The sequence below is a fragment of the Rhizobium sp. AAP43 genome, assembly GCF_001296045.1.
Taxonomy (GTDB): Bacteria; Pseudomonadota; Alphaproteobacteria; order Rhizobiales; family Rhizobiaceae; genus Allorhizobium.
Genome location: NZ_LJHS01000007.1, coordinates 21099 through 41214, shown reverse-complemented (window position 1 = coordinate 41214; position 20116 = coordinate 21099). Strand labels below are relative to the sequence as shown.

The following is a 20116-nucleotide window of genomic DNA, read 5'->3' as shown; positions in this document are numbered from 1 at the left end:
ATACGGTCAGCCCCTCCCCTCGGATATTTCACCATGAGCACCTCACCTGCAGCCCCGGGTTCGTTCAATCTGTCCCGCTGGGCCATCCAGCATCCCTCCATCGCGCGGTTTCTGTTTGCCCTGATCCTCCTCACGGGCTTGTTCGGCCTGATGCGCATGGGTCAGAAGGAAGATCCAGACTTCACCTTCCGTGTCATGGTCGTCCAGGCCTTCTGGCCTGGTGCCTCACTCACCGATATGCAGGATCAGGTCGTCAACAAGATCGAACGGAAACTGCAGGAAACTCCTCATCTCGACTGGGTGAAGTCCTATACCCGTCCCGGCTCGGCCATCATCACGCTCCAGGTCAATGGCGACACAACGGCTCAAGACGTGGCAGATGCTTTCTACCAGGTGCGCAAGAAGGTCGGCGACATTGAAAACGAGCTGCCGGAAGGCTTGCTCGGTCCGTACTTCAACGATGAATTCGGCGACACTTTTATCACCCTTTACGCTCTGACCGGAGAAGGCTTCTCCTATCCGGAGCTCAAAGGATACGCCATTCAGGCACGCGACGTACTACTTGCGACCGAGGGCGTTGAGAAGGCCGTCATTCTCGGCGACCAACCACAGAAGATCTTCATCGACGTCTCATCACAGACCCTCGCGGAACGCGGCCTGACATTTGCCGATCTTCAAGAGGCACTGGCCGGCCAGAATGCGATCGACGCCACGGGATCGATCGACACGGGCTCCCGCTCCGTCAGGATCGCCGTCGATGGCGGACTGAGTGCTGCTGAAGACATCCGGGAACTGCGATTGAGCGCCGGCGGACAGGTGACGCGACTTGGCGATATCGCCACCGTGAGCGAGGGGTTGGAAGATCCCTATCAGCGGAAGTTCCGCTTCAACGGCCAAGACTCCGTCCAGGTCGGCGTGGTCATGGCGAAGGGTTTCAAGGTCACGGATGTCGGCAAGGCCGTGGAAGAAACACTTGGCCGCTTTGAGGCCGGATTGCCGCTCGGCGTCGAGGTGTCTCAGATCTCCAATCAGCCAGAGGTCGTCCGCGAGGCGGTGGGAGAGTTCTCCAAGGCCCTTGGGGAGGCGCTTCTGATCGTGCTGGTGGTGTCGTTTCTCTCAATCGGCTGGCGCTCTGGTCTCGTTATCGCAATTGCCATCCCCCTCGTGTTGGCCGCGACCTTTGCCATCATGTACGAGCTTGGACTGGATCTGCAGCGCATCTCTCTCGGCGCCTTGATCATTGCGCTCGGCCTTCTGGTCGACGATGCAATGATCGTGGTTGAACTGATGGAACGTAAATTGGAGGAGGGGCTAAGCAAGATCGACGCGGCCAGTTTTGCTTACACCTCGACTGCCTTCCCTATGCTGACCGGCACGCTGATCACCACCGCGGGATTCATTCCCGTTGGCTTCGCTGAATCCACTGCTGGCGAATACGTCCGCTCACTGTTCTATGTCGTTGGCATTTCGCTGGTCGTATCATGGTTCGTGGCCGTCTATTTCACCCCCTGGCTCGGCTACATGCTGCTCAAGCATCGCCCGCATGTGGGCGAACACAAAGACGTTTTCGACACTCCGTTTTATCGGCGCTTGCGTGCGACCGTTGGCTTTGCCGTCAAGCATAGGATCCTGGTCGTGCTGGCGACACTCGGCATTTTCGCGACAAGCCTCTGGTCCTTTCAGTTCATTCCGCAGAACTTTTTCCCGCAATCATCTCGGCCGGAAGTGTTGGTCGACCTCTGGCTGCCCGAAGGCACGTCAATCAAGGAAGTCGAGGCTGAAGCGAAGCGTCTCGAAGCCACGGTCCTCAAGGATGAGGACCAGCGCTTTGTCGCGACCTATATCGGGGAGGGGGCGCCCCGCTTCTTCCTGCCGCTGGACCAGCAACTGCGCAATCCCAATTACGCCCAGCTCTTGGTCATGGCCAAAGACGAGGCTGCCCGCGAACGCCTGATCGTGAAGTTACGGGGCGTTCTCGCCTCCGATTTCCCGACCGTTCGCGGCAAGGTGGATCGCCTCTTCCTAGGGCCGCCGACCGGATGGGCCGTGCAGATGCGCGTTACGGGTCCAGACCGCAATGAAGTTCGAAAGATCGCGAATGAAGTGAAAGCCGCTTTCCATGCCGATCCGGTTCTTCAGGCCGTGCATGATGATTGGCTCGAACCAGTCTCCGCAATGACGCTCGTTGTCGACCAGGACCGAGCTCGCGCCCTGGGCGTCAGTTCACAGAGACTTCGACAGATGTTGCAGGCGACAATGAGCGGCGCGCCGCTGGCTGATGTCCGCGCGGGAGAAGAAACAATCTCCATCGTTGCGCGGGAACCGGAAGAGAATCGGCGCCTGTTGACAGCTGTCAACTCAATTTATGTCCCGACCGATCTCGGCGCATTTATCCCTCTGTCACAGATCGCTAAGGTCGTCCCGGCCCTCGAACAAGGTATCGAATGGCGCCGCGACAGACTGCCAACGATCACCGTTCGCGCCACGCTTCCGGATGGCGTTCAGTCAAATGATGTCACCATGCGGATCTTCGACCAACTTCAGCCGCTGCGTGACAACCTACCACCTGGCTACGCCGTTGAAATCCAGGGCGGAGCAGAGGACAGCGCTGAAAGTCAACAATCGATCGCCGCAAAGGCACCGATCATGCTTCTTGTCATCGTCGTCCTGCTGATGATCCAGCTGCAGCACTTCGGCAAGGCAATGCTGGTTCTGGCAACCGGTCCGCTGGGCATCATCGGCGCATCTGCTGCCTTGCTGATCTCAGGTGCACCTTTTGGCTTCGTCGCCATCCTCGGCGTCATCGCACTCCTTGGGATCATCATCCGCAACTCGATTATCCTGATTGATCAGATCGACCAAGATATAGCGGCTGGCATGGATCGCGGCGAGGCGATCATCGGCTCTGCGGTGCGTCGTTTCAGACCCATCACACTAACGGCCCTGACCGCCGTCCTGGCACTCATTCCGATCTCACGCGGCATCTTCTGGGGACCGCTTGCCTACGCCATGATGGGTGGCATTCTGGTCGCGACAGTCCTGACCATCCTCGTCCTGCCTGCCGCCTACTCGCTCTTCTTCGGCCGCTCTCCCCAAATCCAGCGCGCCGACTGAAGGGGGAGGAGGAGCCCTGCCGGGCTCCTCCTCATCTTCTGACACGAAATTTCTTGACCGACTGATAAAATTTTCGTTTACGTCAGATTGGTTCCGCACTCGCCAAATAGCGCCGTCCAAACCGGCTCCGGGCCATCGCCAAATCCGGCATTTCCAGCAATTCTCACATTCCGCTAAATCACGTTAAACTCACGTGACAAGCTGTAGCCTCTAGTATTATGCTCTACAAATCCTTGATCGGGGCGAAAACCGGACCGAATTGTAGGCAGAATACGGCAGATTCTCTCTTTACATCGCATTCAGAGCCGATAAGACACTGCATCAGCGACCTGAAGACCGGGCTTGGAATGGTAGCTTATTTGCGACCAACCCATCTCGTTCTGACTGTTTGCCAGGATGTCGATCAAAGCCGACGTTCATAAAACACGGGCGCGGTTCACGCGCCGCGGGACCAGAAGAACCGGCGAGGGGCATACCCGTCGCCATTGGGAGACTACTGATGAAAACCAAGTTCGCCTTCGCCGCTGCAGCTCTGCTCGCGGCCACGTTCCTCTCCGGCGCCGCCAGCGCCAAGACCTTCGTTTATTGCTCGGAAGGTTCGCCCGAGGGCTTCGACCCGGGCATGTACACCGCCGGAACGACTTTCGATGCCTCCGCACATCCCGTCTACAGCCGCCTGATGGAATTCAAGCCCGGCACGACCGAAGCTGAAGCCGGCCTTGCCGAAAGCTACGAAGTCAACGCTGATGGCACCGAGTACACCTTCAAGCTGCGCCCGGGCGTCAAGTTCCACACCACCGAATTCTTCACGCCGAGCCGCGAACTCAACGCCGACGACGTGATCTTCTCGCTTGAGCGCCAGATCAAGGCTGACCATCCGTGGAACCAGTATGTCGCCGGCAGCTCCTGGGAATATGCAGCCTCCATGGGCTTCCCGGAACTGATCAAGTCGATGGAAAAGGTTGATGATCTGACCGTCAAGATCACGCTCAACCGTCCGGAAGCACCGTTCATCGCGAACCTCGCCATGCCGTTCGCTTCGATCGTATCGAAGGAATATGCTGACAAGCTCGAAGCCGAAGGCAAGAAGGAACAGCTGAACCAGATGCCAATCGGCACGGGTCCGTTCTCCTTCGTCGCCTATCAGCAGGACGCAGCCATCCGCTACAAGAAGAACGCCGACTACTGGGGTGGCGCGCCGAAGATCGACGACCTCGTCTTCGCGATCACCACGGACGCCGCTGTTCGCTATCAGAAGCTCAAGGCTGGCGAATGCCACCTGATGCCCTTCCCGAACGCAGCCGACGTCGAAGCCATGAAGAGCGACCCGGCCCTGACCGTCATGGAACAGGAAGGCCTGAACGTTGCCTATCTCGCTTATAACACGACGCAGGCTCCTTTCGACAAGCCTGAAGTCCGCAAGGCGCTGAACAAGGCGATCAACAAGGAAGCGATCGTTGACGCCGTCTTCCAGGGCATGGCAACACCTGCCAAGAACCCGATCCCGCCGACAATGTGGTCTTACAGTGAAGCCACTGTTGACGACGCCTACGACCTCGACGCTGCCAAGAAGGAACTCGAAGCAGCTGGTGTCAAGGATCTGTCGATGAAGATCTGGGCTATGCCTGTTTCGCGTCCGTACATGCTGAACGCACGTCGCGCCGCTGAAATCATGCAGGACGACTTCGCCAAGGTCGGCGTGAAGGTTGAGATCGTTTCTTACGAATGGGCCGAATACCTCGACCGTTCGAAGGCCAAGGATCGCGACGGCGCCGTCATGCTCGGCTGGACCGGTGACAATGGCGACCCGGACAACTTCCTCGACACCCTCCTGGGTTGCGACGGTGTTGGCGGCAACAACCGTGCACAGTGGTGCAACGAAGAGTTCGACACGCTCGTAAAGAAGGCCAAGGTCACCTCCGACCAGGCCGAACGTACCAAGCTCTACGAACAGGCTCAGGCCGTCTTCAAGAAGGAAGCTCCTTGGGCGACCATCGACCACTCCCTGTCCGTCGTGCCGATGCGCAAGGAAGTTACTGGTTTCGTCCAGAGCCCGCTTGGTGACTTCACCTTCGAGAACGTCGACATCGCCGAGTAATCGATCAAACATGCATCTCGCCGCGGGCCATTGCGCCCGCGGCGAATTTTGTTGATGCTGTCTGCCAATGGCGGGCATCGACCGGAAGCGACAGACGCTTCGTGGAAACCAAGGATGATCAAGGCGCGATGCCGGTCTCCTTCAAGATAACAACAACAGGTCACACACATGTTCGGCTTTCTGTTGCGACGGCTCGCCGTCCTGATCCCGACCTTCCTCGGTGTCTCGGTCATCGCCTTCGCATTCATCCGCCTGCTGCCAGGCGACCCGGTCGCGCTGCTATCCGGCGAGCGCGTGATGTCACCCGAGCGCCATGCGCTGATCAGCGCGCAGTTGGGTCTGGATCGTCCCGTCGTATTCCAGTATTTTGACTATCTCGGCGGTGTGCTCACCGGGGATTTCGGCACCTCGATCGTCTCCAAGAGTGCGATCATCGACCAATTCTTTGCTCTTTTCCCAGCAACCGTCGAATTGTCGATCTGTGCGATCCTGCTTGCGGTCGCGATCGGCGTTCCCGCAGGCATCATCGCAGCTATCAAGCGCGGCTCCTTCTTTGACCAGACCATGATGGGCATTGCTCTTGTCGGCTATTCAATGCCGATTTTCTGGTGGGGCCTGCTGCTCGTCATTCTGTTTTCCGGTATCCTGCAGTGGACCCCGGTATCCGGCCGCATTTCGTTGATGTTCTTCTTCCCCCCGGTCACTGGGTTCATGCTAATCGACAGCCTGCTATCCGGCCAGAAGGGGGCCTTCGCATCGGCCGTCAGCCACCTGATCCTGCCGACCATCGTGCTCGCGACCATCCCGCTGGCCGTCATCGCCAGGCAGACACGCTCAGCCATGCTCGAAGTCCTGTCAGAAGACTATATTCGCACGGCCCGTGCAAAGGGCCTCTCGCCCTTCCGCGTCGTCAGCCTGCATGCCCTGCGCAATGCCATGATCCCCGTCATCACGACCATTGGCCTGCAGATCGGCGTGCTTCTCGCGGGCGCGATCCTGACCGAAACGATCTTCTCCTGGCCGGGTATCGGCAAATGGATGGTCGATAGCGTCTTCCGTCGCGACTACCCCGTCATCCAGGGTGGCCTGTTGCTGATCGCCGGCATCATCATGGTGGTCAACCTGATCGTTGATCTGCTGTACGGCCTGATCAACCCGCGCATCCGCCACTAGAAGGATAAATTCCCATGGCAGAGATTTCCCCTAATCAGGTCGTCAGCAGCGCGCAGATGCGTCGCCAGATGCTGGCTGAATTCTGGTTCTACTTCTCGGAAAACCGCGGCGCTGTCATCGGCCTCGTCGTCTTCCTCGCCCTCGTCCTGACTGCCGTTTTCGCCGGCGTCATCGCCCCCCATTCGCCATTCGAACAGTATCGCGACGTGGTGCTGCTTCCGCCGGCATGGATGGAAGGCGGAAACTGGAGCTATCCGCTCGGCACCGATCCCGTCGGCCGCGACATCCTCTCGCGCTTGATCTACGGCTCGCAGTATTCGCTGTTCATCGGCGTCTTCGTCACCACGCTGTCGCTGACCACCGGCATCGCGATCGGCGTCATCGCCGGTTATTATGGCGGTTGGCTTGATACTGCCATCATGCGTTTGATGGACATCATCCTGGCCTTCCCGTCGCTGCTCTTGGCTCTCGTGCTGGTGGCCATCCTCGGACCGGGCCTGACAAATGGTATGATTGCCATTGCGCTCGTGCTGCAGCCGCACTTCGTGCGCCTGACGCGTGCCGCCGTCATGACGGAAAAAACGCGCGACTACGTCACCGCCGCTCGCCTTGCGGGGGCAGGGCCCCTCCGCCTGATGTTCCGCACCATCCTGCCGAACTGCATGGCACCGCTGATCGTCCAGGCAACACTGTCTTTCTCGAATGCAATTCTCGACGCAGCCGCTCTTGGCTTTCTTGGCATGGGCGCACAGCCGCCGGCACCCGAATGGGGTACAATGCTTGCGGAGGCCCGTGAATTCATCCTGCGCGCCTGGTGGGTCGTGACTTTCCCGGGTCTCGCCATCCTGATCACGGTGCTCGCCATCAACCTGATGGGCGACGGCCTGCGCGACGCGCTCGATCCCAAGCTGAAGAGGTCCTGACATGGCACTGCTCGACATTCAGAACCTGACCGTCGAATTCCAGACATCCAACGGCTGGTTCAAGGCCGTTGACGGTGTATCCATGGCCGTCAACAAGGGCGAGGTTCTGGCCATTGTTGGCGAAAGTGGCTCCGGCAAGTCCGTCGCCATGCTGGCCGTTATGGGTCTCCTGCCTTGGACTGCCCGCATCACTGCCGACAAGATGGAATTTGAGGGTCTCGATATCCAGAAACTGTCGCCTGCGGAACGGCGCAAGCTGATCGGCAAAGACGTGGCGATGATCTTCCAGGAACCTGTCGCCAGCCTCAATCCCTGTTTCACAGTTGGCTTCCAGATCGAGGAAGTCTTGCAGCTGCATATGGGGCTCGGCAAAGCGGAACGGCGTGCCCGCGCCATTGAACTGTTCAAGCTTGTCGGCCTGCCCAACCCAGAGGATCGCCTCAACCACTTCCCGCACCAGATGTCGGGCGGCCAGTGCCAGCGCGTCATGATCGCGATCGCGATCGCCTGCAATCCGAAGCTTCTGATCGCGGACGAACCGACGACGGCCCTCGACGTGACAATCCAGAAGCAGATCCTCGATCTCTTGATGAAGCTTCAGCTCGAGACGGGCATGGGATTGATCATGATCACGCACGACATGGCTGTGGTGGCAGAGACCGCGGACCGCGTCATCGTCCAGTACAAGGGTCGCAAGATGGAGGAGGCCGACGTGCTTTCGCTATTTGAAAACCCTCAGAACCCCTACACCAAGGCACTGCTGTCGGCCCTGCCGGAAAACGCCACTGGTGATCGCCTGACGACGGTCTCCGATTTCCTCAAAGCCGCCGACATGGGAGGTGCTGCATGAGCGCTGACATCAACGCGACCAACCCGATGCTGGAAATCCGCGATATCAAGCGCGACTATCATGTACCCGGCGGCTTTCTCAAGCCGTCCAAGGTCGTGCAAGCCGTCAAGGGCGTTTCGTTTTCGCTCGAAAAGGGCAAGACCCTGGCGATCGTTGGCGAAAGCGGTTGCGGCAAGTCGACACTTGCCCGCATTCTGACCTTTATCGACGAACCAACAGCCGGCGAGCTGCTGATCGACGGCCAGAAGGTGGATACACGTCCGGGACATCTGACAGCTGAAATGCGTCAGAAGGTGCAGATCGTCTTCCAGAACCCCTATGGCTCACTCAATCCACGCCAGAAGATCGGCGATGTGCTCGGTGAACCGCTTCTGATCAACACCAAGATGAGTGCTGCGGAGCGTCGCGAGCGTGCGACCGAGATGCTGGTCAAGGTCGGCCTCGGTCCAGAGCACTATAACCGCTATCCTCACATGTTCTCCGGCGGTCAGCGCCAGCGTATCGCGATTGCCCGCGCGCTGATGCTCAATCCGAAGCTTCTTGTCTTGGACGAGCCGGTCTCCGCACTCGACCTGTCGGTGCAGGCCCAGGTTCTGAACCTGCTTGCCGACCTGCAGGATGAATTCGGCCTGACCTATGTCTTCATCAGCCACGACCTCTCGGTCGTCAAATACATCGCTGACGAAGTCATGGTGATGTATTTCGGCGAGGCCGTCGAATATGGAAGCCGCGACGCGGTGTTCTCCGACCCTCAGCACGAATACACCCGCACGCTGTTTGCGGCCACGCCGCGAGCAGATGTGGAATCGATCCGTGCCCGCATGGCCAAGCGCAAGTTGGCCCTCGCAGCCGGATGAAACGAGAGCAGGGGAGGGCGCCAAGCGGCGCCTTCTCCGGTCCTACGAGTGGCAGGCCTACTCCGGCAAATAGCCATAGACGATCTTTGGGCTATCGAAGACCATTATTGAGTTGATCGTCTTGATATCAGTCAACTGGTCGAACTCCTGCCAGATGAGCCGCTTGTAGTCGGCCATGTCACGCACTGAGATCTTCAAAAGGAAATCAAAGCCCCCCGCCACCGCATGGATCTCGACCACCTCGGGAAGACGGCGCACATGCTCCACGAACCGGCCGCTTCCATGGCGTGTGCTATGATGCAACGTGATCTCTATGAAGGCTTGGAAACCCAGGCCGACACAGGCGGGATCGACGGCGATGACCTGGCGGATGACACCAGTCTCATAAAGTCGGGCAAGGCGTCGGGAGAGGGGAGCCGCCGTCAAACCGACCCTCTCTGCCAGTTCAGAATTGGTCAGAGTTGCATCCTACTGCAGACATTGAATGATCCGCTTGTCGGTTTTATCCAGTTCAATCATATGCCAATCCCCCCAGATCAGAATGGACCGCGATTTCCCTGCAAGGCCGGTTGCATTGCGGCAATTGCCTAAAGCACGCAATTCCCTGTAAGATATGCCCCTGCAAATTGTCGAAATCGCACAAGATTTTGCGTTGCGGTATTGCTATGTGTGCGACACCCATCCCTCTCCCCCGCAGGCTCGCTTCATGTTCGACAAACTCGCCTCACAGCCGACAGACCCCTTGCTCGCTTTGATCGGGCTCTACAATGCGGACGGCAGGCCCGACAAAATCGACCTTGGCGTAGGCGTCTATCGCGACGATCGAGGCCGCACACCGGTCATGGAAGCGGTCAAGTCAGCAGAAACGTTGCTCCTCGAAACACAGGAGAGCAAGTCTTATGTGGCCCCTGAAGGCGATCGCATCTTCCTTGACCTTCTGTGGGATCTTGTCGGTGGTACGGGAACTGGAAAACTTGCAGCCGGCGTCCAGACGCCCGGAGGATCCGGCGCCTTGCGGCTCGCCGCAGAGCTCATAGCGCGGGCCGGAACCGGACGCCTGCATCTCGGGCTACCGAGCTGGCCGAATCATGCCGGCATCTTCGGCGCAACCGGCCTTACCGTCGAGACCCATCCGTATTTCGATGTAGCTACGCAGGACGTTCGTTTCTCCAGCATGATGAAGGCCCTCAGCAGCGCCCAAAGAGGCGATGCCGTTCTGATCCATGCAAGCTGCCACAATCCTACAGGTGCCACCCTGACAGCGGCCCAGTGGGAGGAGCTTGCAACCACAATTGCGGAACGCCGTCTGATACCACTGATTGACTCTGCCTATCAGGGTTTCGGCTCCGGTATCGAGGAGGACGTTCTGGGGCTGCGCCGGGTGATTGCTGCAGCACCTGAAGCGCTTGTCGCTGTTTCTTGCTCAAAATCCTTCGGAATTTACCGTGAACGGACCGGCGCGATCTTCGCTGTCGCCGAAACGCAATCCGCAGCCGATACGGCGCGCACCAACCTCGTCACCATGGCGCGCACCAGCTACTCCATGCCGCCCGATCATGGAGCAGCCGTAGTGCGCACCATTCTCTCCTTTGACAGCCTTCGCCAGACCTGGGCCGACGAGCTCAACAGTATGCGATACCGCCTGAACGAACTCCGTCGAGAGTTGGCAACAGCGCTCTCGGATTCGTGGCAACTGGCACCACAAATTGCCGAACAGCAAGGCATGTTCTCGCTCCTGCCCTTGACGGAAGCTGATGTGTTGTCGATGCGGACCCAGCACGGGATCTATATGCCGACCTCCGGCCGCATCAATATCGCGGGCCTGAAAAAGACCGACGTCGCGCGTGTTGCATCCATTCTCAAGCCGCTTTTGGGATGACGCCATGACCACGACAATCGCCAACACCGAGGCGAGAGCCGAGCGCCACCGTCTCTATGAAGACCTGCTGGCAATGATATCTGGCACCATGTTCGTCTCCCTCGGCACGCTGATCTATGCTAAAACCATGCTGACCGTCGGCTCGAGTGCCGGCCTCGCACTTCTCGTGTCCTATACGAGCGGCTGGGGTTTCGGCCCGATCTTCTTCCTCATTAATCTCCCATTCTACTTCCTCGCAGTGAAGCGAATGGGTTGGCCGTTTGCCATCCGGACGTTTACGGCCGTAGCTCTGGTTTCGGTCTTGTCGCGGCTAAACAGTCAGTGGATCGACTTCTCACACCTCGATCCACTCTATGCCACCGTCATCGGCGGAGGCTTGATTGGAACAGGATTGCTGATGTTGTTTCGCCATCGCACCGGCCTTGGCGGCATCAACATTCTGGCAATGTATCTCCAGGAAAAGACCGGGCTCCGCGCCGGTTACTTCCAACTCGGCGTCGACCTTGCCATCCTCGGCGCCGCATATCTCGTGCTTCCGGCCGACCGACTGGCCTTGTCAGTTTTGGGTGCAGCCATTGCCAATCTTATTCTGGCGATCAATCACAAGCCGGGACGCTACATGGGTCTCAGCTGAGGACTTGGACCTACTGAAGCGTGTTTACCCCTCGGTCGAACTGATATACTAGTATATCAGTTCGAGACTCAGAGATTGATCTCCCATGCCTGCGATTGGCAAAACCCACATAGGCGTCGATGCAACTGCACCGCCAACGACGAGGGGTGCGGCCCACCGGATCCATGCCACACTGCGTGATGACATTATCCATATGCGCCTGCGCCCTCTCGACATCCTTGCCGAAAAGCAGCTCGTGACCCGTTTCGGCGTCAGCCGCACGCCCATTCGCGAAGCGTTGCTGCGACTTGCCGACGAGGGACTTGTGGAGATCGTTCCACAATCGGGTACTCGTGTTGCCCGCATACCGGCCAGCGCGCTGCGTGAGGCAATTCTGATCCGCACTGCCCTTGAAGCAACAACTGTCTCCCTGGCGATCGCGGGGTCCAGCGACGAGACAATCGCGCTGCTTCGTACCAATCAGCGAGAACTTGCGGAGGCCGCGGGGCAGGGGGACATTGCCCGCATCCATGTAATCGATACCGCATTCCACCAGTTGATCGCCGAGATCGCCGGCTGCCCGGGCATCTGGTCAGTCATCGAGCGCAGCAAGGTTCAACTGGACCGCTATCGTTCATTGGTCCTGCCGCAATCAGGGCGGATCACCCTCGTCGTTGATGAGCACGCAGCCGTGATCGAAGCAATTGCAGCCGGGAATGACCGGCTGGCGGTCGAAGCTATGCGTCTGCATATCGGCCGAATGATCGAAGAAATCGAGGAGCATGACATGCTTGATCCAATGCTCTTCGTTGATGACCGCCAACGCGCGGTCCCCGCGTGGCGGACCCTGACCACCCCAAACTTTTCATAGACAATCGAAACTACAAGGAATTCAATCAAGATGGGACGGATCGTATCGATTGGCGAGTGCATGGGCGAATTGTCGGAAACAGGCGCGCCCGGCGCACTGAACATGGGCTTTGCCGGCGACACGCTCAATACCGCCTGGTATCTGCGCCGTCTCCTGGATGCCCACTGGCAGATCGACTATGTCACCGCGATTGGCAGTGATGGTCTTTCGGACCGGCTCATCGACTTCTTAAACCAAGAAGAGATCGGCACCCAATATGTGCAGCGATTGACCGACAAGACGATCGGTCTCTACTACATCACTCTGAAAGATGGTGAGCGCTCCTTCACCTACTGGCGCAATGACAGTGCCGCCCGCCGGCTGGCCAGTGACCCGGCCCGCCTTGAGGCCGCGCTGGACGGCGCCGATATCGCGTACTTCTCCGGCATAACTCTCGCCATCCTGCCACCTGCGGACAGATTGACGCTGATTGACACTTTGTCACGCTTTGCAGGTCGTGGAGGTCGCGTGGTGTTCGACCCCAATCTCAGACTTCGCCTTTGGGACAATGTCGAAACCATGCGTGGGTGGATCAATCGTGCCATTGCCATCAGCGATCTGTCCTTGCCATCCTTCGATGACGAAGCAGCCCACTATGGCGACAGGAACCCAGAAGCAACCGCAGGCCGTTTCCGTGACACGGGCGCGCAGCGCGTCATCGTCAAAAATGGCGCGGGAGAGATTACAATCCTCGACCGGGCCGGCAGCCTGGAAAAACTTGCAGTTCCTCCAGCCCCTGCGATTGTAGACACAACCGCCGCGGGAGACAGCTTCAATGCCGGATTTCTCGCAGCAGAGCTCACTGGCGCAACAATCCAGCAATCCGTAACTGCAGGAGCCTTGCTTGCAGGGCGTGTCATCGGTGCGAGAGGCGCTCTGGTCCGTTCTGCAACCGAGGTTGCGCCGACTTGACCTACGCGTCTGTCAAGCGCCAGCCAGCGTAAAATAGGCCCAGGTCGCGACGAATGCCAGCACAAGTGCGCCCCAAGTCAGCCGGCGGCGCAGCATCGGCGACAGCGTCTTCTTGGGCTTCGGCACCTTCGGTTCGGGCGGGCGCTCGAACTTGATCACGTTCGACATGAGGTCCTCTTCAACCTTGGTCCTACTTGACCCTCTTTCCCTGCACGGAAGTGACGCGAATCACAAGATCCAGCGCGGGCAAAATATCCATCCTGATGAACCGGCGACCGCAAATTGCTCTCGACCTTGACGCTAAAAACGTGACTTCGGCTCGCATTGGCTTTAATCAAAAAGTCGATACACCCCATAATTGTTTAAACGATGTACAATTATGATTTAATTTGGGCAAGTGCTCCCCTTTAGGGCAATTAGCCCTTGCTCCATTGCGATAAACTTAATTACCTTCTCCTCAACGCCTCCCAAGCGCCAGGTCTATCTCGAAGTGAGGAGCTTCGCAGATTGGACACGAAGAATAGCGAGAATACAACTTATCCAAGAGATAGAGATTTTCTTCAATGCAAAATTTCGAGCTAACAGTCAATCTACCGGATACTGCGACAACTCCCTTCAAGGCGTCCGGCGTTTCATCCGCACACTTCCTGAAACTTATCGAAGAACGCAGAACCATTGGTTTTTGGTCCTGCGATGTCTCAAGTGGAAAATGCTGGCCAAGCACCGGGTTCTACCGAATCCTCGGCCTGCAGCCCGGCACACCCTTCGAAATCTCCGGCATCGCTCAACAAGTTCACCCGGAGGATAGGGTGCTGGTTGAAGATCTATGGTCGATGATCCGCCTCGGCGTTCCGGTCAACCGCGATTTCCGCATCATTCGCTCAGACCGGACCGTTCGCTGGATCGAGCTTCGATCGGAAATAGTCCTCGACCAGCATGACAAGCCGAGCCGTGCAATCGGCATGCTTCTTGACGTGACTGCGATGCACGAATCCCGCCATGCGCTGGAGGATATGCTCGACCGCCAGAAGGCCATGGGCTCTCTGGTCAGCATGGAATGGCGCATCAGTGGCGACGGGACCTCGTTGACCCAGTCGAACTGGAATGGCCTGACCGGTCAGAACGAGATGCAGGCGGCGGGCGGTGGCTGGCTGGCAGCCGTGCATCCGGAAGACCAGAGCCGTGTCGCTTCCGATTGGGCGCGTGCAGTGTCGACGAACAGCCCCTATCGAAACAATTTGCGGATCCGCAGGGCGGACGGGATCTACGAATGGTTCCATGCGCGGGCCGTTCCGATCATAAAGAAGGGTGGCCAGACGCATGAATGGATTGGCATCCTGATCCGGACTGACGAAATCCATGCCTCGCATCTGCCCGACGATCACTCTTACCAGACGATCATGCCCGCACAGATTCGCGCGGCGCGCGCCATCCTGGAATGGACACTGGACGACCTGTCGCGCATCTCGGGTGTATCGGTTTCGTCCATCCGTCGCATCGAAGCTGGCGGCGAACGGGTGACACGTCCTGCCTCGCTGATCGCAATTCGCGAAGCTTTCGAGAAGGAAGGCTTGCACTTCCAGGACGATTCATCGGTTTCGTTCAGCCGGGTTCGAACCAACCCAGACTCCTGAGACTGCCGGCATCAAGCTGGACGCTCAGGCGAAACTGCTGCGTCCTCCAGTTGCTATGACGCGTGCCCTGTTGATCAAGTTCGATCTGCATGGCACGCGTCAGAGAAACTTATGAATACGCAGCCTGCCTGTGAGTTGCCTGGAATCAAGCACCGCCCGTAGGGTTGAGACACGCATGTCACAGACCGCAAAAGCACGGGAATGTAAGCTCAGGTCCGTGTGCTCGTAAAGCGCGACAATCGTGTTTTTGTCGATGCTCACTTACGGTCCATGCTGCAGGCGGTATGCCGAGGATGTGAACATCTTCCACTTTACCGCAGCGTTCCAATCTGCAACCAACGCTCGCATTGATGTTATCGGTCACAGCCGTTCTGCAGAATATCCGCCGAAAGGATTGCCATGTCAGCGCAATATCTCGTTACGGGCGCTTCCGGTCAGCTGGGTCGCCGCGTTCTCCATCATCTCCTTGAAACACTCATGGTGCCCGCGGGCGATATCGTCGCTGCCAGCCGCAGACCGGAAACGCTGAAGGAATGGAAAGATCGCGGCGTCACGGTGCGGCGGGTGGACTTCGACGAGCCTTCATCTCTTCGACATACATTTGCCGAAGCGCGTCGTGTGATGCTGATCAGCACCAACAGCCTTGATCGGCCGGGACATCGGCTCAACCAGCACCAGGCTGCAATTCTGGCAGCCGAGCAAGCGGGCGTAGGGCACTTGCTCTACACATCCATGCCCGATCCGGCGAATTCGCCGCTGCTGTTTGCCCCGGACCACGAAGGCACAGAAGCCGCGATCGCGGCCAGCACTATCCCTGCGTGGACCATTCTGCGATCAAACTGGTATTTCGAAAACGTCTACAAGAAAGCCCCAACGGCTCTGGCGAGCGGTCATTGGCATTCGTCGGCCGGCGAAGGCCGCGTTGCCTACATCGCCCGCGACGATGTTGCTCTCGCAGCGGCCAAGGCCCTGGTTGAAGCCAATGAGGGCAAGCAGACCTTTACACTCACCGGCTCGAAAACCTACGCATATCGTGACGTCGCAGCACTGCTGTCCCAAGCAACGGCGAAAGATGTAACCGTCGTCGATGTACCGCTCGAAGCGCTCGTGAACGGGATGATCTGCAGTGGCTTGCCAGAACCGATAGCGCGCGTCTTTGCCTCGGTGGACACCACTGTTGGGGTTGGCGGCCTGTCGATGACAACAGACGATTTCCGCCACCTCACTGGTCGTGCGCCGCAAAGCTACGAGGAGTGGTTCGCGGCCTCTGCAGACAATCTGAGATCATTGGTTGCCTGATCTGTGACAACCGCCCACCACTAAACCGAAATGGCACCATGTGACCCGAGCGCCACATGGTGTTAATTCTCGAGAATGATCTGACCTATCGTGACACCGCGCACATCCTCCGTGAACGGTAGGTGTTAACCCTCTGACACCTATCATTTTTCACGGTTAACAAAATGCGCAAAACCTATCCGGTCCTGCTTGCCTTGTTGCTTGGCGCATGTGCCGCCCCTTCAGACGGCCCGTCTCCCTCAAGCTTCTACAATACGAAGGATCCTGTCACTGGCGGGAATGTGCGCGTTGTCCGCCTTCAAGAAGCGTCACTGAGCGAGATCACCTCGGACGCGGCTCCAGCATCGGCGGGAGACGCTGGGCTTTCGATCTTCCGCTCGAGCGGTTACTCAGATGCCCGGTTGGGGCGTGGAGACGTGATTGACGTTACAATCTTCGATACAGGTGAGGAGGGGCTTTTTGCGTCCGCAAACAGCAAGACATTACCCCTCGGCCGCTTCACTGTCGATTCCTCGGGCAACGTAAACCTTCCATTTGTCGGACGCCAGCGCGCAATTGATTCGTCGCCGCAAGCTCTGCAGGATCGCATTGTCGCGGGACTCAAGGGATCGGCCGTTAATCCGCAAGCGGTCGTAACAGTTGTTGAGCGTCCGGGCAGCGGGGTCAGCATCGGTGGGCTCGTGCACCAGCCGGGGCGCGTTGGCTTGACGGCCCGCAAGGAGCGCGTGCTTGATGGCCTGGCGCTTGCGGGTGGCGCATCCGCAGCACCCGGTGCCACCATGGTTTCGCTGACCCGGGGCGGCCGAAAAGCCAGCGTTTCACTCGCGCGGATCCTCGAAGACCAAAGTCAGAATGTGTATTTGTTGCCAGACGACCAGCTGTATCTGGAAGACGACGCCCCGAGCTTTACCGCGATGGGTGCGTTTAAAAGTACGGGTGAGTTCACCTTCGAACCCGGTCGCATGACGCTGGCACAAGCCTTGGCACGCGCAGGGGGATTGCTCGACGACCGCGCAAATGCAAGCCAGGTCTATGTCCTGCGCAGTCAACAGGTTCAGGTGCCGTCTCGAGTCATCGACGGCAAAACCGTCGCTGCTGGCCCAGTCAAGGTGCGGCCGACCATCTATCGCGCCGATCTGAAAGACATCGGTAACCTCGCTCTGATGCAGCAGTTCAAGATGCGCGATGGCGACATCCTGTATGCTGGCAATTCCGGCATGGCCGACTTTGGAAAGCTGTTCACCATCTATCAGAAGAGCCCATCATTACCGGCCGCTCCTCTTCCAAAAACACCAGGTCTTTGAATCAGCTCGCTGAAAAGTCCGCAGCAGTTTGTCGTCCGCAATTGCTTGAAAACAAAAAATTGAGCCGTTCTGCGTCCGCGTTTCATCGGAGAGGCTCTAATTAGCACAACTACGAAAACAATCTTTGAGGATGGCAAGGCAAGTGTGGGCGTCTGCCGGGCGCTTGCCTTGGTCCTCTTGGACCAAGATTGCCTCAAAAGCCTGAAGCGCTCGCGAGGCTATCAATTGGTCGCGAGTGCAGGCCGGCACACAAGATCGTGCAATGTGCCCCGCCAACATTCCGACACTGTAGAGATCCGAGAGCGGGGTTAGCTGCAAGCCCGCTTTTTGCTCCGGCGAAGCATAGTGCGGCCGCCCCTGATAGGCGACATCTTTGACCGCACAGGAACCTCCTACCGGAAGCGTGAGACCGAAGTCACCAAGCTTCCATTGTTCGGCTAGATCGAGCGCGGAAAGGAGATTTTCTGCGGCGACATCTCCATGAACATAACCTGCCCGGTGTAGGGCAGAGAGCCCTTCCAGCAGATGCATAAGAGCGGTGACAATTTCACCTGATTCAACCACGCCATGCGCGAGCTGATCCGCCAGGGACTTACCGCATGACTCTAGGATCAATGCGGGCCGACCGTCCTCAAGTCGCAGGAGCATCGTTGTTTCGACGAGGTGCGCATGCCTGAGCGCCACTCCGATTTTTGCCTCAACTATAAGCCTTTCGACGATCATCTGATCCCTGGCCCTCGCTTTCGGGACAGTTTTCAGGACTTGCAGGTTTCCTAGATCACGATGGCGCACGAGATGGACTTCGCTCATCTGGCCAGACCATATCACAGCTTCGGAATAGAAGGTTCCGGCGAAGAGTTGGACGCCAGTCTGGCTACCGACAAACTCACCGCCGCGCTCCAGGGCGTTGATAATCTGGATGCGCGCCATGCGGCGGAATTCGTCCGTACCTGACCCGTCGATCGGCCTGACAAGATGCCACAAGGAAGCAAAACAATCGGCGATCCGGCGCGCTGCACTATCCTCGGCGTCACTCATGATCGACAGACACACAAACTGCAGTCAGATTCTCGCGTGCGCCGGCAATCATGCTATTTTCGACAAGGATCGCCGGTGCCTGACTGAACTCCTCTTGAATCAGTGTTTCAGCGATCAGCCGCTCTCCAAGAACACGCACGAGCGGGGCACTGCACAGCAAGAATAGATCGCCGGGCTCGATCATTACAGTCGTCGTCTCGGGTGACAGCGTATCCGACAGACCGACGGCCCTGGAAAGATTGTACCTGAGCCCGAGCGCCACATGATCCCGCGTCAGGCATCGCATCATGCCGTGCCTGATCAGATAGCAACGTGCATCACCTGCCCAGAGCAAGCCAACCCTATCTTCACCGACCAAAAGCGCAACAAGGCTGGCAGTTTCCACAGCCGCATCGGTGTTCTCACGTCTTTGAGAAAACAGCAGCCCGTTGACCAGCCCAATCTTGCTAGTCACATACTGAAGGCGAGGCTCGAGGGGTCCGGGCACGATATCGCTGCCGAGCAGATGTACAATGAGTTTCGCTGCGTGAACCGCACCGCTACCATCCCCTATTCCATCGGCCACCACAAACATGCCCGAGGCATCGGCCGCGAGGATGGCGTCTGCATTAAGTGTAGTGCGTGTTCCCGAATGGCTCGAATAGGCGTGCCGGCATCGCAAGGGAGGGGAAGGCTGATGCACCGCTGGCGGAACAACCGGCGAACTGCCGCGACCGACGAAGCTTGAGTTTCTACGACTGCCATCGACCATAACCTCACTCGATGAACTGCGACCAATAGGCTGGGGGAGCATTGATCCGGGTGAGGTCCCTACCGATGACAAAGGTGCCGGATCGGGATCGGCGACCCCTTGCCCAGGCTGTGCGGCTGCTGACAGCGGCGGAAGACCAGCTTCGATGAGCTTGGGCAGATCCTCACCGCGGGGCGGGCCTGAATTGCGAAAGCCACGAACTTTCCTGCTGCCGGGTTCGACCGACCACCATATGCTTTCAGTCGCGACTCGATCTCTGATTCCGGCAAAATCATCTGGCGGATCTGCCGGTCTCAACCTTCGCAGACGCGTTAGCGCTGTTGTAAACCGCTCCATGTCAAAATCGCGGTGGTTCGCGGTCTCAGCAAGCGCCTCAACCGCCGTAAACCAGCTTTCGTCGAGATAGAGTTGACGTGGATGACCGCTGAACTCGTATATTTGCACCGCAACGATCAGTGGAAAGCGCCGACCAACGCGGTCTCGGCTGTTCACCAAGACCCCGGCCACAGTGCCGCCGCACCAGAGTCCGCGCTCAACGATGAACCGCCAAGGCGGCATGCCAGCAAAGGCATCTTCCCAACTTGAACCGAGTTTCGAAGCACAAGACTGCAAACCCGTCTGCAGAAACGCTTGAAGTGTCAACTCGAAGTCGCGCGCAAAACCCCAACCAACGAAGTCCCCGTGGCTGGGCAACTTGCCGAAGAACCCGATCCGCTCACGCTCAGCACTTTCGCTTGTTCGATAGCCTTTGTCCTGCATGG

Annotated in this window: 17 protein-coding genes; 13 read left to right on the top strand and 4 right to left on the bottom strand. The window is 58.3% G+C overall.

Translation table 11 applies throughout. The features are described 5' to 3' along the window. Positions 1-33: 33 nt before the first annotated feature. From IP76_RS06780 to IP76_RS06755, 6 genes are all read left to right on the top strand, one after another. Complete coding sequence (locus tag IP76_RS06780; protein WP_054157451.1) at positions 34-3114, top strand: efflux RND transporter permease subunit; 3081 nt, start codon at positions 34-36, stop codon at positions 3112-3114. A 499-nt stretch (positions 3115-3613) separates the two neighbouring features. Next, positions 3614-5212, top strand: a complete 1599-nt coding sequence (locus tag IP76_RS06775; RefSeq protein WP_054157450.1) for an ABC transporter substrate-binding protein — start codon at positions 3614-3616, stop codon at positions 5210-5212. Positions 5213-5380: 168 nt separating this feature from the next. Further along, positions 5381-6385, top strand: coding sequence for an ABC transporter permease subunit (locus IP76_RS06770; protein WP_054157449.1), 1005 nt, complete (start codon positions 5381-5383; stop codon positions 6383-6385). A gap of 14 nt (positions 6386-6399) precedes the next feature. Then, positions 6400-7308, top strand: a complete 909-nt coding sequence (locus tag IP76_RS06765) for an ABC transporter permease subunit (protein ID WP_054157448.1) — start codon at positions 6400-6402, stop codon at positions 7306-7308. Between the two features lies 1 nt (position 7309). Then, positions 7310-8158, top strand: a complete 849-nt coding sequence (locus IP76_RS06760; RefSeq protein WP_082352438.1) for an ABC transporter ATP-binding protein — start codon at positions 7310-7312, stop codon at positions 8156-8158. Continuing rightward, on the top strand, positions 8155-9015 hold the full coding sequence (locus IP76_RS06755; RefSeq protein ID WP_197278313.1) for a dipeptide ABC transporter ATP-binding protein: 861 nt from the start codon (positions 8155-8157) through the stop codon (positions 9013-9015). The genes IP76_RS06760 and IP76_RS06755 overlap by 4 nt, the downstream gene beginning before the upstream one ends. A gap of 57 nt (positions 9016-9072) precedes the next feature. Here the strand turns inward: IP76_RS06755 and IP76_RS06750 are convergent, their stop codons facing one another. Further along, positions 9073-9474 (bottom strand): Lrp/AsnC family transcriptional regulator, encoded by a 402-nt coding sequence (locus IP76_RS06750; protein WP_306765470.1) that lies wholly within the window; start codon positions 9472-9474, stop codon positions 9073-9075. A 247-nt stretch (positions 9475-9721) separates the two neighbouring features. On the opposite strand from IP76_RS06750, the gene IP76_RS06745 reads away from it, so the two are divergent. The 4 genes from IP76_RS06745 to IP76_RS06730 all read left to right on the top strand — a co-directional run bounded on the left by IP76_RS06745 (position 9722) and on the right by IP76_RS06730 (position 13329). Continuing rightward, on the top strand, positions 9722-10894 hold the full coding sequence (locus IP76_RS06745; RefSeq protein ID WP_054157447.1) for an amino acid aminotransferase: 1173 nt from the start codon (positions 9722-9724) through the stop codon (positions 10892-10894). Positions 10895-10898: 4 nt separating this feature from the next. Next, the gene (locus IP76_RS06740) at positions 10899-11528 is read left to right on the top strand and encodes a YitT family protein (RefSeq protein WP_054157446.1); all 630 of its coding nucleotides are present in this window, start codon (positions 10899-10901) and stop codon (positions 11526-11528) included. A gap of 85 nt (positions 11529-11613) precedes the next feature. Beyond that, positions 11614-12378 carry a GntR family transcriptional regulator gene (locus tag IP76_RS06735; protein WP_054157445.1) on the top strand — a complete coding sequence of 255 codons (765 nt, stop codon included), beginning with the start codon at positions 11614-11616 and terminating at the stop codon, positions 12376-12378. A gap of 30 nt (positions 12379-12408) precedes the next feature. Continuing rightward, positions 12409-13329, top strand: a complete 921-nt coding sequence (locus tag IP76_RS06730; protein ID WP_054157444.1) for a sugar kinase — start codon at positions 12409-12411, stop codon at positions 13327-13329. Between the two features lie 12 nt (positions 13330-13341). Here IP76_RS06730 and IP76_RS23260 read toward each other — a convergent pair whose 3' ends face one another. Then, positions 13342-13497 carry a hypothetical protein gene (locus IP76_RS23260; RefSeq protein WP_197278312.1) on the bottom strand — a complete coding sequence of 52 codons (156 nt, stop codon included), beginning with the start codon at positions 13495-13497 and terminating at the stop codon, positions 13342-13344. A gap of 479 nt (positions 13498-13976) precedes the next feature. Between IP76_RS23260 and IP76_RS06725 the strand changes: the two genes are divergently transcribed. The 3 genes from IP76_RS06725 to IP76_RS06715 all read left to right on the top strand — a co-directional run bounded on the left by IP76_RS06725 (position 13977) and on the right by IP76_RS06715 (position 17566). Then, positions 13977-14963 carry a PAS domain-containing protein gene (locus IP76_RS06725; protein WP_306765469.1) on the top strand — a complete coding sequence of 329 codons (987 nt, stop codon included), beginning with the start codon at positions 13977-13979 and terminating at the stop codon, positions 14961-14963. 399 nt (positions 14964-15362) lie between these two features. After that, on the top strand, positions 15363-16262 hold the full coding sequence (locus tag IP76_RS06720; RefSeq protein ID WP_054157443.1) for an SDR family oxidoreductase: 900 nt from the start codon (positions 15363-15365) through the stop codon (positions 16260-16262). 164 nt (positions 16263-16426) lie between these two features. Continuing rightward, positions 16427-17566 carry a polysaccharide biosynthesis/export family protein gene (locus tag IP76_RS06715; protein ID WP_054157442.1) on the top strand — a complete coding sequence of 380 codons (1140 nt, stop codon included), beginning with the start codon at positions 16427-16429 and terminating at the stop codon, positions 17564-17566. A 96-nt stretch (positions 17567-17662) separates the two neighbouring features. Here the strand turns inward: IP76_RS06715 and IP76_RS06710 are convergent, their stop codons facing one another. Together IP76_RS06710 and tagF are read right to left on the bottom strand one after the other, a co-directional pair. Then, positions 17663-18604 (bottom strand): protein kinase, encoded by a 942-nt coding sequence (locus IP76_RS06710; protein WP_054157441.1) that lies wholly within the window; start codon positions 18602-18604, stop codon positions 17663-17665. Next, positions 18597-20114, bottom strand: a complete 1518-nt coding sequence (gene tagF / locus IP76_RS06705; protein ID WP_054157440.1) for a type VI secretion system-associated protein TagF — start codon at positions 20112-20114, stop codon at positions 18597-18599. The genes IP76_RS06710 and tagF overlap by 8 nt, the downstream gene beginning before the upstream one ends. Positions 20115-20116: the final 2 nt, after the last annotated feature.